A 13,956-nucleotide genomic window follows, 5' to 3' on the forward strand; every position below is an offset into this window, starting at 1 on the left:
ACCCACGCGCTCACTCGATGGCATGACATGCCCCGAAGGACATGTCATACCATTCGATCGAATCACTCCGGATCGCAGGCCCCGTCGCAGAACGTCTCGACCACGCCCTCGCGGAAGAACTTGTCCATCGACGCGTTCGCGGCCGCCGTCTTGCGCGGTCCGCCGTGGGGGTCCTCGCCTTCCTTCATCGGCACGTTGACCGTCGGCTCGGCGGGCAGGCCGAAGTCGAACTCGACCATCGCCGAGCCGGAGTGGCTGCCTTCCACCTCTTCGAGGCCCCAGATCGAGCGATTGACCGGGCCCATGTTGGCGACCCCGCCGATCGCGCGGGCCATGATGTGGGCGCCGAGCGTCGTGACCTGGTGGTCGCCGATGGCGACGTTGAGCAGCACGTCGTGGGCCGGCGTGTTCGGCAGCGGCTCGCGGATGTGGTGGCTGTAGCCGTTGGGCTCGGAGCGGTCCCACAGCATCTGCACCAGGCCGAGCACCACCTGGATGTCGATCGGGTCGGGGTAGGCGCCCTTGACCACCGCGAAGAAGTTGTCGAAGTCGACGCTGCGGTTGAGCAGGATGTTGTAGGGCTGGCCGGGGACGCCGAGCATGCCGCGGGTGACGTCGACCTGCACGGCCATCAGCGAGGCGCCGAAGATGCCGCCCTGGCTGTTGCCGAAGTAATAGGCGGCCGACGTGTCGAACATCGCCGGGTCGCCCTGCCAGGTCAGCGAGGGGTCGCTGGCGAAGTCGCCGAGCATCATCCGCGTGGCGAGGATGAAGTTGAGGATGCCCTGCTGGCCGCGGTCGGGGACCGCCGCGGATTGGTGGAGGTTGCCGCCCAGGGCGCCGACGATCGTGACGATGTCGTCCTCGGCCATGCCGACCCAGTCGACCGCGAACAGGATGTAGTTGTAGTCCTCGGCGAACTGGCGGAAGTGGCTGGCCTTGACCTGCGAGCGGTTGCCGAGCAGGCCGTGGCCGTAGGCGACCGGGGCCGAGGGCGCCGTGAAGGCGCTGTACGGGATGAGGACGGTGAACGGATAGCTGGCGGTGCCGTTTTGGGTCGGCAGGCCGGCGTCGTCGAGGATCATGCGCCCGCCCGACTCGGGCTTGTCGAGGTAGAGCGGGACGGTCATCTCGCCCTCGACGCACAGGGCGATGAACTCGTCGCAATCCTCGGTGATCGACTTGATCTCGTAGGCGGGCCCGGCCGCGCCCACCTGCGCCAGCGCGTGGTCGCGGATGTGAAGCAGCCGCCCGGTGGTGTTCTCGGTGCTGCTGACGGTGTAGTCCCAGGCCAGCTGCAGCTCGTCGCGGACGACCCCGGCGGCCTCGAGGCGCTGGAAGATGTCGGCGTAGAGCGGGCGGCGGGCGTCGATCGAGGGGTCGTCGGGGAACGGGGTCAGGTCGCGCAGGGCGGCGAACGCCGGCGAAGCCGCGAGCGGCTCGCCGCCGGCGTCGACGACGTTGCGCACGGCGTAGATCAGGCGGGCGCCGTCGCGCGGGCGGGTGACCGGGCGGATCAGCAGGGTGCGCCGGGCGTCGTCCCCGTGCGACATGTCGAGCTCGGTGAAGTGCGGCACGAGCTCGCCGGTGTCGACGTCGAGGACGATGGTGGGGCTGTCGGGGGTGACCGAGAGCTCGAGGCTCCACGGGCCGGGCAGGCCGGTAATGGTGGCACCCGGCATGTGCACCATCCCCGGCAGGCCGCCCGAGAAGCCGTCGAGCTCGGCGAACACGTCGGTCTCCGGCAAGACGCCGCCGGTCGACATCGGCAGCGAATTGCGCGGGAGGGCGACGCGGCGACCGGTCGGGGTGGTCGCGTCGGCGCTGGTATAGACATTGTTGGGGAACGGGAACAGGCAGTAATTGGGATCGAGCGGGTCGCACTCGAGGGTCGGCCAGTCGACGTTCGGATCGGGCTCGGGCACCACGGGGCCGGTGGTGCTGGTGTCGTCGGTGCCCCCCGTGGTGGTGGTCGGGGCGGTGGTGCCGGTGCCGGTCGGCGGCTCGTCGGTGGTGGCGGCCGACCCGGTGGAGGTGCCGTCGGAGGCGGATTCGGTGGCAGAGTCGCCGCAGGCCCCGACGAGGGCGGTGAGCGTCAAGACGGTGAAGGTGGCGGCGAGCGGGCTTGTCCGGATCACGCTAAAGTCTCCCTCGGTCCGTCTTATCACAGCTCGCCGCAGCGCCCTCACGCGGCCGGCGTGCGCTGACACGGAGGCGTGACGACCTCGTGACGGACTCGTGCGCTTACGCGCGAGCGGTGAGACGCGAATCGGAGCGCCCGCGATCGCGGAGCGCGGAGCCACCAAGCCCCGATTACGGCGAGGGCCGCCGCTCCCACGGCAAGGTGACCTCGGCGAGCTCGCTGAACGAGATCTTCCAGGTGCCGAGCGCGTCGAGGGCGGCGGCGCGGCTGCGCAGGGCCTCGGCGGTCGGCGCCGCGTCGGCGGTCAATGCGAGGACGATCCAATTGCTGCTGCCGGGGCGGCGGACCACCAGGACGTGCGGGAACACCTCGGCGATGGCATTCACGTGGGCGTCGTAGCCGGTCAAGTGGTGAATGTTGAAGGCCGCGACGCCGCCGGGATTGAGGCGGGCCTTGACGCGGCGGAGGAAGCCGAGGCCGCGCAATTCCTCGGGCACGCCGGAGTTGTCGGTGCCGGGGGCGCCGGGGTCGAGGAAGGCGTCGAGCCAGATGACGTCGTACGATTCGCCCTCGCCGGCGATGAAGCGGACGGCGTCGTCGGTGAAGATCCGCAGGCGCGGCCCCGGGACCACGCCGAACCACTCGCCCGCCAGGCGCACGACCTCCGGATCGATCTCGACGGCGTCGATCTGCGCGGCCGGCACGCGCGAATGGAGGTAGCGGATCATGGTGCCGCCGCCGAGGCCGACGACGAGCAGCCGCCGCGGGTCTTCGAGGACCATGAACGGCGCGGACATGGACTCGACGTAGGAATGCGCGGGGGCGTCGGGGTCGGCGAGGTCGACGATCGTCTGCACGAACTCGTCGCCGCGCTTGCGGATGAAGCCGAGGCTGCGCTTGGTGCCGGTCTGCTGCACGCGGATCTTCGAATAGGGGGAGGTGACCTCGGCGAGGATCTTGCGCCCGCGGACGCGCGCGGGCGGGGCCGGGGCCGGCAAGGCCGGATCGGTGGCGGGGGGCGCGACCGGGGCGCTCGCGGGCGGAGGCTCGTCGGCCGCGGGGCGGTTGCAGCCGCCTGTCCCTGCGGACAGGAGGCACAGGGCGAGGACGCGCGCGAGGGACCTGCGGCGGCGACAGGCGAGGTCAGGCGAATGCGACGAGGCGACGGCGGCGCGCACGCGGCGATGGTATCACCGGCGCGCCGCCGAAGAGCGAGACGGCGGCCGCGCCGAAAGACGCGCCGCGACGGCGGGCGAGCGGGGCCGCGGTCGGGTCGCCCGGAGAATGGTGAGCCGCGCCGACGGAACGCGCCGCGACTGCGGCCGCGGTCGGGTCGCCTCGGGGAATCGTGGCCGTGCCGCCGGGACGCGCCGCGACGGCGGCCGCGGCCGGTCGCCTGGGTCGCTCGCGCGACCGAGATGGGGCCTCGACGTGGTCGGCAGAGGTGGCCCTGGGCCTCAGACCGGGAGGTCGGCCGGGCGCGCGACGGCGAGGTCGTCGAGCAGGGCGCGGGCGCACGGGAGGACGACCGAGCGCATGCACTGGGCGGCCAGGGCGACGCGCTCGCCGGCGGGCAAGCGGCCGTGGCGGCGCATCAGGGCCGGGTCGAGATGGTCGGGCGGGGGCGCGGCGATCCGCACCGCGAGGGCCTCGGCGACGACGCGGCGCAGGGCCGGGCCGCCGCGGCCGAGGGCCCACTGGACGGTGCGCCAGGCCAGCGCGGCGTGGCGCTGCTCGTCGTCGGCGATCCGCCGCAGGGTCGCGGCGAGGGCCGGGTCTTCACATGTCCTCGCGGCCAGGTCGAGCTCGGCCGCGGCCAGGGTCTCGCCGACGCAGCCCTCGCGGACGACCGCGGCGATGACCGCGGCCAGGTCGCCGGGGCCGTCGAGGGCGTCGTCCGTGGCCAGCGGCCCGGGGCCGATCGGGGCGCCGGCGTAGTCGGCGGCGAGGGCGAAGGTCAGGCGGGCGTGCAGGACCTCGTCGAGCTGGGCGGCGCAGGCCTCCTGGACCAGCCCGGGCGGGGCGCCGTGGGCGAGCAGCTGCAGGGTGAAGCGCGCGAACGAGGCGACCGAGGCGTGCTCCGCGAGGGCGTCCGCCGTCCACAGCGCCGCGAGCTCGGCGCGGGCGGCCGGCGCGAGCGCGGCGACGAAGGCGGGCGCGGGGCCGGAGGGGTCGGCCAGCCAGTCGCGGCGGCGCGCCGGGGCGGCGGTGCGAGCTGTCCCTTCGACCAGGAAGGGCCGGCCGTCGGTGCAGTTCCAGCTGTACTCGACGACGTGGCAGCACTCGCCCTCGACGGCCAGCGGGCCGCAGGCGAGCTGGAAGCCGAAGTCGGGGCATAGCTCCGGCAGCGGGCCGAGGCAGTCGGGGGCGCACTGGTCGCAGCTCTGCAGGCCGTCCGGCAAGGGGACGCAGATCCGCATGTAATCATAGCAGTCGGAGGGGTTGTAATCCTCGCACCCGGGGATCTCGAGCAGGTCGGCGGGCATCAACTCGTCGCCGAGATCCATGAGGTTGACGCAGGCGGGGCCGGTGGTGCTCGCGGTGTCGTCGGTGGTGCCGGACGTGGTGGTCGTCGTGGTCGTCGTGGTGGAGGTGGTCGTCGTGGAGGTCGTCGCGGGTTCCACGGGGCCGGTGCTGTCGACGGCGGTGGTGGCGACCGGACCGGTGCTGTCGACGGTGGTGGCGAACGTGGTGCCAGGACCGCTGGTGGTGGTCGTCGCCGCGCCGGTGGTCGGGTCGGCGGGGCCGCTGGTGGTCGCGGGAGCGGTGGTGGTCGCGCTGGTGGTGGTGCCGGTGCCGCTGGCGGTGCCGGGGTCGTCGCCGAGCGGCGGCCGAGTGCAAGCGGCGGTGAGGCCGAGGGCGTGGAGGAGCGCGACGCGGAGACACGAGAGCGACGAGGAGGCGGCCGACATCCTCTCCAGGCTAGCGGGGTCGCGGCAGCGGCGGCACCTGGGGCCGGGGCGGGACATCACGCGCAGACCGGCGGCGACGGTGATGGATCGCGCAGGCTCCGGCCATCGCAAGCCCGTCAGCCGGCCGGCCGCGCATGTCCGAACGGTCATGTCACCCGCGACGGGGGCCGCCGGCGGGGCCCAGAAACTCGTTGCATTCGCTCGCCTCGCGGTCGCGGCCCGCGCAGGTCGGGCGGGGCTGTGGTCATTGGCCGGCGTTCCGGCGCCGGTGGCCGCGGCGCAGCGGCCGAACGAAGGCGCCGCAGACGTGCGATGGCGCCGGGCCGCCCGACCGTCGCTCGCCCACGCGCGGGGAGGACGGCGGTGGGCCAGCGTCTGCACGCTTGCGACACGGTGCTACACGGATCGCTGTGAATGCGTCAGCACACCTCTGCCTCGCAATCGCCAGCCGACGCATGGAGGTCGAGTCCGCGTCACAGGCCGTGAAGGGTTTCCTGCGCCGGATCGGGGTCGACGACGAGGCCTGCTGGCGCACCGAAGTCGCCGTGCGCGAGGCGGTCGCCAACGCGATCGTCCACGGCAACGGCGAAGACCCGCGCAAACAGGTCGGCGTGGCCGTCGAGCTCGGCGGCGGCCGCCTGGTCGTGCGCGTCCACGACGAGGGCCCCGGCTGGGACGGCAAGCGCCTGGCCGACCCGCGCGACTCGACGCGCCGGCTCGAGCCGCGCGGACGCGGCGTGTTCCTGATGCGCCACTTCATGGACGAGGTGGTCCACGACCGCCGCGCCGGCGGCGGGACGACGGTGACGATGTCGACGCGCCTGCCGGACCCGACCCGCCCGCCGCGCGGGACGTACGAGCCGGAGCCCCGGGAGGCCGGCATGACCCTCGCGGCGCGTCGACGCGACGACATCCACGTGTTCGACGCGGCCGGCAAGATCACGATCGGCGCCGGCGCGGTCCGCCTGCGCGAGGGGGTGCTGACGGCGCTGGAGGCCGGGGCACGCAAGCTGGTGCTCGACATGGCGCGCGTGACGACGGTCGACTCGTCGGGCATCGGCGCGCTGGTCAGCGCCTACTCGGCGACGGCCGACTGCGGCGGCCGGCTGGCGCTGTGCCGCCTGCCGCCGAAGGTGCTGGAGATCCTGCAGGTCACGCAGCTCATCGGGGTGTTCGAGGTGTACGCCAGCGAGCGCGAGGCGCTCGAAGGGATGGCGTGAATATGGGACATGTCCGAAGCAGCATGCTCATACGGGCATGTCGCTGAGGACATGCTCCTATGGGCATGTCCCGAGAGCCTCACAGCTCGAGGTCGCCCATCGCCTCGGGCTGGTAGAGGATCTCGAGCACGGTGAGCTCGGCGACCCGGCCGCCGGGGAGCGGCCACTCGATGTCCTGGCCGACGGCGAGGCCGAGCAGGGCGCTGCCGACCGGGGCGAGCACGGAGACGCGGTCGGGGCCGACGTCGTCGGGGTAGACGAGGGTCAGCTCGAGCTCCCGAGCGGTGCGGCGCTCTCGCAGGCGCACGCGCGAGTTCATCGACACCACGGTGGGCGGGAGCGCGGTCGGGTCGACGACTGCGGCGCGCTCGAGCTCGTCGTCGAGGGCGTCGGCCGCGTCGGAGCCGCGCACCATCGGGTTGGCGAGCAGGCGCTTGAGGCGGCCGAGGTCGAGGCGAGAGATCGTGATCGGTGGGACGGGTTGCATGGGGATGGCCTCGGAAAAAAAATGAAGCCCGCCGAACGGCGGGCCTCGTCTGCAGGATGCGCGATGGCCAAGGTCGGCGCAACCACGGGCGGGCGGGCGCCGCGCGCGAGGCGGGCGACATGTCCGTTGCGACAGGTGACCGCGCGGCGAGGTCGGCGAACGTGGCGGCTGCGGCGTCGTCCGCGCGCAGGCGAATGCGACAGCAAGACCCGGAGTGCCCCGGGCCGGTGGAGCGGCTAGCGTGACGGAAGCGGCGGGCGGGTCCGCCGGAACACAGGAGCACGAGCGCCATGTCCACCAAGTCCGCAACGCGCGCGGCAGCCGTCGTCAGCGATCCTCGCTGGGCGGCCGTGGTGGCGGCCGATCCGGCCGCCGACGACAGGTTCTTCTACTCGGTCGTGACGACGGGCGTGTACTGCCGCCCGTCGTGCGCCTCGCGGACGCCGCGGCCGGAGAACGTGGCCTTCCACGCCACGGTCGCCGAGGCCGAGGCGGCCGGGTTCCGCGCGTGCAAGCGCTGCAAGCCGGGCGGGCTGTCGCAGGCCGAGCTGCACGCGGAGATGGTGGCCGCGCTGTGCCGCTACATCGAGGACGCCGAGCGGGCGCCGCGGCTGACGGCCCTGGCGGCCCACGCGGGCCTCAGCGCGTATCACGTCCACCGGATCTTCAAGGCCATCACCGGCCTGACGCCGCGCGCCTACGCGGCGGCCCGGCGCGACGCGCGGCTGCGCGAGCAGGGGCGCGGCTGCACGGTCACGGAGGCCATCTACGGCGCGGGCTACGGCTCGGGCGGGCGCTTCTACGCGCGCGGAGCAGGTGCTCGGGATGACGCCCTCGGCCTACCGCGCCGGCGGGGCGGCCACCGCGATCCGCTTCGCCGTCGGCGAGTGCTCGCTCGGATCGATCCTCGTCGCCGCCAGCGAGCGCGGGGTGTGTGCGATCCTGCTGGGCGACGATCCGGACAAGCTGGTGCGCGACCTGCAGGACCGATTCCCGCGCGCCGAGCTGATCGGCGGCGACCCCGAGTTCGAGCGCCAGGTGGCGTCGGTGGTCGCGTTCGTCGAGGCGCCGGGGCTCGGCCTCGACCTGCCGCTCGACGTCCGCGGCACCGCGTTCCAGCAGCGCGTGTGGCAGGCGCTGCGCGCCATCCCGGCGGGGGCGACGGTCTGCTACGCCGACATCGCCGAGCGGATCGGGGCGCCGCGCTCGGTGCGGGCCGTCGCCCAGGCCTGCGCCGCGAACGCGCTGGCGGTGGCGATCCCGTGCCACCGCGTGGTCCAGCGCGACGGCGGCCTGTCGGGCTACCGCTGGGGCGTCGAGCGCAAGCGCAAGCTGCTCGACCGCGAAGCCAGCGCGTGAGCCGGGCGAGTGCTCGTGGTCTTCAGGTCATGTCCGCTTGGACATGTCCTGAAGATCATGGGACGAGGCCGCAGGCGCCGAGGTCGATCTGCTCGGGCGGCCTCGCACGCGAGGGCGAGGCCGAGCGGGGCGAGGCGCAGGAATGACGAGTTCGTCCGCGTCATGGGCGAGAGCCTGGCGGCGGCGCGGCCTACAGGTCCGGACTGCGATCGGAACCGCGACGGGCGCGGGCGCCTCGGGGCTCCGCCGGTGCGCAGCAGCGGGTCTATCGTGAGACCGTGGTGCGCGCATTGCGGGTCCCCGCAAAAGGGCGCCGATCGGCGGGCTTCGCCGCGGGCCGCGGGGCCGAGTTGAACGCGGGCGCCCGGGCGCGTACTCTGGCGAAATAGGCGAAAGAAGGGTGAGCGGGCGATGGTGACGGTGCGGGCCGAGAGCCTCGATTTGTCGCTGCGTGAGGTGCTGTTCCTGCTCGATCGCGGGGTCCGGGCGGTCCAGGCCGACCATGGACTGGCGATCGACGGAATCGTCGGTCCGCGGACGCGCGCGGCCCTGGACGCGCTGCTGCGCGAGCCGGTCGGGCTGCCGCGCGGCAAGGGGATGTTCGTCCGCTCGGTCAAGCACGTCGGCTCGATCGAGGCGATGCTGGCCCGGGTGGCGCAGACGGGGCTGCGCTGGCTGGCGTTCCAGGGCATCTGGCAATACGCGGACAAGAAGAGCAGCCGGTGGACCGGGTTCACCGGGCACGCGAAGGCGCTGCGCGCGGCGGGGCACGCCTGCTGGGTGTGGGGATTCCCGTGGCCGGGCCGCGAGGCGGAATTCGTCGAGGTGCTGGTGGCGTCGGCGACGAGCTGCGGGGCCAGCGGGGTGCTCGTCGACGCCGAGGCGCCGTATCTGGACGCGCCGGAGGCGGCGCCGCGATTGATGGCGGCGCTGCTGCCGGCCGCGCGCGGCGCCGGGCTGGCGGTGGGGCTCACGTCGTACGGCGCGCCGTGGAACTTCCCGCGGTTCCCGTGGGCGGCGTTCACCGGGGTCGACTTCGCGGCGCCGCAGATCTACGACATCGACAACAATCAGGGGTCCGGCTATCCGCAGCGATCGATCGCCGCCTACCGCGAGCTCGGCTTCTCGCGCGTGATCCCGGCGTACCCGACGTTCGGCAAGACCGCCGCGCAATTGACGGCGCTGCACGCCGCGATCGCGCCGCCCGACGGCGCGGCGGTGTGGTGGGATTGGTACAACAGCACGCAGAAGCCGTTCACCTGGAATCACGTGAGAGACTTCGACGTGCCGTAATCGATCGCGCTCGGCGGTCGCGCCGCGGGGGCTGAGCCCGTCGCGGGATCTCCGGCGCCGGGCTTGCGATGTAGACAATCATGGCACCGCAGACCCCGCTGCGAACGCGTGCACTCTCGAGTGAGGACATGACCGGGCGGGGCGGCGGTCATGCGTCCGCGAACGTCGCTTTGCGCGCGTGCGCTCCCCGGTCGGTCGGGGCGGATGCGCGCGGGTGTCCCGTCCTCGAGCGCGGACCTCGAGCCTCCATCCGTGGAGCGTCTCCGGCTGAACTGTGACCTCTAGAGTGGCCCGCGGAGGATTTCGAGAATGAAGCGGAGCTGGCTTGGGACAGTGGGGGCGTTCGTCCTCATGGTGGTGGGGTGCGGGGAAACGGACGCGACGACGACCGAGACGTCGAACGGATCGGCGACGTCGACGGGGACGGAGACGGGCACGACGGCGCCCGATCCGACGACCGGGACGACGACGACCGGGACGCCGACGACGACGATGATGGTGCCGACGGGGACGTCGACCACGACGGGGGACGTCGAGCCGGAATGTGGTGACGGCACGATCGACGACGGCGAGGCGTGCGACGACGGTGCCGACAATGGCCCGGGCAAGAGCTGCAACGCCCAGTGTGCCCTCAATGTCTGCGGCGACGGCGATCCGGGCCCCGACGAGGCGTGCGACAACGGGGCGATGAACGGCGACATGAACAGCTGCAAGTCGGATTGCACGCAGGCGAGCTGCGGCGACGGCGTGGTCGGGCCGGGCGAGGGCTGCGACGACGGCAATCAGGTCGACGACGACGACTGTACCAACAGCTGCGCGCTGGCCAACTGCGGCGACGGCATCGTCGCGCCGACCGAGGCGTGCGACGACGGCAACCAGGACAACACGGACGCGTGTACCAACAATTGCACCCTGGCCGCCTGCGGCGACGGCTTCGTCGGGCCGGACGAGGGCTGCGACGCCGGGCCCGACAACAGCAACACAGGCGCCTGCACCCTCGAGTGCAAGGAGAACGTGTGCGGCGACGGCTTCGCCCAGGCCGGCATCGAGGAGTGCGACGAGGGCGCCAACAACGGGCCCGGCGCGGTGTGCAACGCGATGTGCCTGCTCAACGTGTGCGGCGACGTCGACAAGGGCCCGGACGAGGAGTGCGACGACGGCAACATGACGTCCGGCGACGGCTGCTCGCCGACGTGCAAGCTCGAGGGCTGCGGCAACGCGATCGTCGACCCGAACGAGGACTGCGACGACGGCAAGGACGGCGACAACGACGACGGCTGCACCGACGTGTGCAAGCTGCCGGCCTGCGGCGACGGCTTCGAGTCGCCGAGCGTCGGCGAGGAGTGCGACCTCGGGGCCGGCAACAGCGACTCGGGGGTCTGCACCGCCGGCTGCAAGGACGCCGAGTGCGGCGACGGCCTGGTCCAGGCCAACGTCGAGCAGTGCGACGACGGGCCGAACAACGCCAACGGCAACGCGTGCAAGGCCGACTGCAGCCTGAACGTGTGCGGCGACGGCTTCGTCGGCCCCGGCGAGGGCTGCGACGACGGCAACCAGAGCAACGCCGACATGTGCACCAACGTCTGCAAGCCCGCCTCCTGCGGCGACGGCTTCGTGCAGGCCGGCGAGCAGTGCGACCTCGGCCTGCTCAACAGCAACCAGGGCCTGTGCACTCTGGCGTGCCAGAACGCGGTGTGCGGCGACGGCTTCGTGGCCCCGACCGAGCAGTGCGACGACGCCAACCAGAACAACGACGACGCCTGCACCAACACGTGCAAGAACGCGGCCTGCGGCGACGGATTCTTGCAGCCGGGCGAGCAGTGCGACGACGGCAACGCCAGCAACACCGACGGCTGCACCAACGCCTGCGCGCCGGCCAAGTGCGGCGACGGGTTCGTCCAGCCGGGCATCGGCGAGACCTGCGACGACGGCAACAACATCCCCAACGACGGCTGCAACCCCGGCTGCGGGACCACCTGCCGGAGCGTCAACGGGCTCAACTGGTGCTACAACCCGACCGCATGCGGCCAGCCGTGCAACGCCGTGTGCGCGCACTTCGGGCTGACGCCGGTGCCCGACCCGAACGTGTGGTTCGCGGCCCAGGATACGCAGCCGGAGTGCCAGGCGCTGGCCTCGGCGTTCGGCCTCGCCACCATCGCCATGAACAGCTGGACCTACGCCTGCCTCGAGGACGACGCCGGCGATCACACCAACACGCCGCTGGTCGGGTCGATGTACTGCTCGACCTACGCCGGGTGCCCGAACGAGCACCTCAACAACATGGACCAGATCGGGATCGCCTGCAACGCCAACGGCCGGCGCTCGATCTGCCCGTGCCAGTGAGCGAAGGAGCCGGATGGCCCTCGGGACAGGTGTCCCGGGGGCCGCCCGGGGCGTGAATGCGCCGGGTGTCTCTCGGTACCTGTCGTGAGGGACACCCGGCGCCGGGCGGCGGTGGCGCTCGACCATGCACCATTCGTAGCAGGTGTCGCCGGTGCGCGAGCAATCGGCGGACCCGCGCTCGCTCAGCATCCCTCGCGCGACCGAGCGGCGCCGGCTCGCTCGCGCCGCGCACGGGCCGAACCGGCGACGCGGGGGGACGGCCCTCACCGGTGTCGCCGTCCCGACGCGCGCGGCGCTCGGCGTCAGCGCGGGGCCGGGCCGTTGTGCAGGACGACCACGTGGCTGGCCTGCGGCGCGACGCCGGCGGCGACCAGGGCGGTGAGCAGCTCGGCGCGCAGCAGCTCGCAGGTGGCGTCGTCGCGGCCGGGCTTGACGCGGGCGACGCAGCGGACGAGCACGCCGGTGTCCTGCAGGTCCTGGACGACGAATTCGGGGTCGTCGAGGATGTCGGGGCAGCGCGGCCGGAACTCGGTCAGGTGGGCCTTGAGGCCGGCGATCACGCCGTTCACGTCGACGGCGTAGGGCAGGCGGAACTCGACCAGGGCGTTGACGTAGAGGCGCGCGTGGTTGGCGATGCTGCGCACCTCGCCGTTGGGGATGCAGTGGAGCACCCCGGCCTCGTCGCGGATCTTGAGCACGCGGACCCCGATCTCCTCGACGTTGCCGACGACGTCGCCGACGGTGACGCGGTCGCCGACCAGGAACAGGCCCTCGAACAGGATGAAGAAGCCGGACACGACGTCGCCGACGAACGCCTGCGCGCCGAGGCCGACGGCCAGGCCGAGCAGGCCGGCGCCGGCGAGGATCGGCGAGGTGTCGACGCCGAGCTCCTGCAGGGCCATGACGGTCATGCAGAAGTAGATGGCGTAGCGGAGGATGCTGCTGGCGACCGGGACGAGGGTGAGGCGCTGCTGGTTCTCGGCCTCGCTGCGCTTCTCCGGGTCGGCCAGCAGCAGCTCGCGCACGAACAGCTCGAACACCTCGATCAGCACCCGGCCGGCGTACACCAGGGCGATGATGCGGATGCCGATCAGGCCGAACTCGGACAGCCGCCCGCCGGGGTTGATCTGGTCGAAGATCCAGGTGGCCGCGCCGACGAAGAAGAAGTAGTCGAGCGTGCGCTTGGTGATGCCGGCGAGGTGCTCGAGGCGGCCGACGTAGCGCAGGGTGCGGTGGCCCTCGCGCCCGCGGGCGAACTGAAACACGACGTCGACCGCGAGGTGGGCGATGACGATCATGGTCCGCGCGATGAGCACGCCGAGCGCGACGATCGTGACAGTCTCGAGCGCCCGCACCACCGGCTCCGGCGGCGGCGCGAGGGCGAAGCACACGTTGGCGGCCGCGAGCGCGATGCCCCAGCGCAGGGTGACGAGCAGGCGCGCCAGCAGGGTGGCGAGCTGGGCGTCGTGGTGGACGAACGCGGCGTTGCGGCGCAGGCCGGCGATCAAGTAGTGGGCGACGAGGCGGAGGAAGCGGTAGACGACGAAGGCCCCGGCGACGACCCCGAGCAGCTTCAGGACCAGCCACACCACCGCCATCGGATCGCGCAGGAGCGAGGCCTCGGCCCAGTACCACAACTGCGGCCCGCAGTCGATCTCGTACATCGTCACCGACACGCCGGCGCAGATCAGGGCGATCGCGGCGACGGTGGCGACGACGACGATGGCCCGCGAGACCCGGCTAGCGAGGTTCGCCGCCAGCGCCTCGTGGTCGGGCGCGCGGACGAAGCGCAGCGCCACCCGCAGCAGGCGCCCCGACTGTCGCGAGACGATCAGCGACGCGACGATGACGAGGAGGAGGGCCGCGCCGAAGATCAGCGCGTTGTTCAGCAGCATGGTGGCGGACATCGGTCCGTCAGTCTTGATCGGCGGCCGAGACGCCGTCGAGACCCATCATGTACACCGATTGCTTACGGGCAATCCATGCAGAACATGAAAGGACCGACATGTACAACGCGCATTGTTGCCCGTGGGCCGGGCATTGCCGTTGGGCGCCCGGTGGGCGCCCAACGGGCGCCTGTGGGCGCCCGGCAGCCAATTTCGCCACACACGTCCCCGTTGCGTCAGAATATTCGTCCGTCCGCGGGGCTCGCATCCGCGCCGGGCGTTTGTCGTTGACATCGTAATGTTGACTCGGTAG

Annotated in this window: 8 protein-coding genes and 1 pseudogene; 4 read left to right on the forward strand and 5 right to left on the reverse strand. The window is 72.4% G+C overall.

The genetic code is table 11. From position 1 onward, the window contains the following. Window positions 1–62: 62 nt before the first annotated feature. The 3 genes from OV079_RS09365 to OV079_RS09375 form a co-directional block, all read right to left on the reverse strand. A complete protein-coding gene (locus OV079_RS09365; protein WP_267767582.1) occupies window positions 63–2,138 on the reverse strand; it encodes a hypothetical protein in 2,076 nt (691 codons plus the stop codon). Between the two features lie 175 nt (window positions 2,139–2,313). Beyond that, on the reverse strand, window positions 2,314–3,321 hold the full coding sequence (locus OV079_RS09370) for a spermidine synthase (protein ID WP_267767584.1): 1,008 nt from the start codon (window positions 3,319–3,321) through the stop codon (window positions 2,314–2,316). A gap of 279 nt (window positions 3,322–3,600) precedes the next feature. After that, window positions 3,601–5,055 (reverse strand): ferritin-like domain-containing protein, encoded by a 1,455-nt coding sequence (locus OV079_RS09375; protein ID WP_267767586.1) that lies wholly within the window; start codon window positions 5,053–5,055, stop codon window positions 3,601–3,603. Window positions 5,056–5,510: 455 nt separating this feature from the next. On the opposite strand from OV079_RS09375, the gene OV079_RS09380 reads away from it, so the two are divergent. Further along, window positions 5,511–6,275 carry an ATP-binding protein gene (locus OV079_RS09380; RefSeq protein WP_267767587.1) on the forward strand — a complete coding sequence of 255 codons (765 nt, stop codon included), beginning with the start codon at window positions 5,511–5,513 and terminating at the stop codon, window positions 6,273–6,275. Window positions 6,276–6,354: 79 nt separating this feature from the next. Here the strand turns inward: OV079_RS09380 and rnk are convergent, their stop codons facing one another. Beyond that, complete coding sequence (gene rnk, locus OV079_RS09385; protein ID WP_267767588.1) at window positions 6,355–6,762, reverse strand: nucleoside diphosphate kinase regulator; 408 nt, start codon at window positions 6,760–6,762, stop codon at window positions 6,355–6,357. 290 nt (window positions 6,763–7,052) lie between these two features. Between rnk and ada the strand changes: the two are divergent. The 3 genes and pseudogenes from ada (at window position 7,053) to OV079_RS09405 (ending at window position 11,757) form a co-directional block, all read left to right on the forward strand. After that, window positions 7,053–8,121 (forward strand): annotated as a pseudogene (gene ada / locus OV079_RS57510) (bifunctional DNA-binding transcriptional regulator/O6-methylguanine-DNA methyltransferase Ada). Between the two features lie 411 nt (window positions 8,122–8,532). Then, window positions 8,533–9,414, forward strand: a complete 882-nt coding sequence (locus OV079_RS09400; protein WP_267767592.1) for a peptidoglycan-binding protein — start codon at window positions 8,533–8,535, stop codon at window positions 9,412–9,414. Between the two features lie 309 nt (window positions 9,415–9,723). Then, entirely contained in the window at window positions 9,724–11,757 is a 2,034-nt protein-coding gene (locus OV079_RS09405; protein ID WP_267767594.1) for a DUF4215 domain-containing protein, read from the forward strand. A 302-nt stretch (window positions 11,758–12,059) separates the two neighbouring features. Here OV079_RS09405 and OV079_RS09410 read toward each other — a convergent pair whose 3' ends face one another. Then, complete coding sequence (locus OV079_RS09410; protein ID WP_267767597.1) at window positions 12,060–13,664, reverse strand: mechanosensitive ion channel family protein; 1,605 nt, start codon at window positions 13,662–13,664, stop codon at window positions 12,060–12,062. Window positions 13,665–13,956 lie beyond the last annotated feature (292 nt).

This window comes from Nannocystis pusilla, from assembly GCF_026626665.1.
Classification (GTDB): Bacteria; Myxococcota_A; Polyangia; order Nannocystales; family Nannocystaceae; genus Nannocystis; species Nannocystis pusilla.

Bases quoted from the DNA above. Each gene is read 5' to 3' on its own strand.
- OV079_RS09380 (WP_267767587.1), top strand. From the start codon at position 5,511: ATGGAGGTCGAGTCCGCGTCACAGGCCGTGAAGGGTTTCCTGCGCCGG.
- rnk (WP_267767588.1), bottom strand. From the start codon at position 6,762: ATGCAACCCGTCCCACCGATCACGATCTCTCGCCTCGACCTCGGCCGC.
- OV079_RS09400 (WP_267767592.1), top strand. From the start codon at position 8,533: ATGGTGACGGTGCGGGCCGAGAGCCTCGATTTGTCGCTGCGTGAGGTG.
- OV079_RS09375 (WP_267767586.1), bottom strand. From the start codon at position 5,055: ATGTCGGCCGCCTCCTCGTCGCTCTCGTGTCTCCGCGTCGCGCTCCTC.
- OV079_RS09405 (WP_267767594.1), top strand. From the start codon at position 9,724: ATGAAGCGGAGCTGGCTTGGGACAGTGGGGGCGTTCGTCCTCATGGTG.
- OV079_RS09410 (WP_267767597.1), bottom strand. From the start codon at position 13,664: ATGTCCGCCACCATGCTGCTGAACAACGCGCTGATCTTCGGCGCGGCC.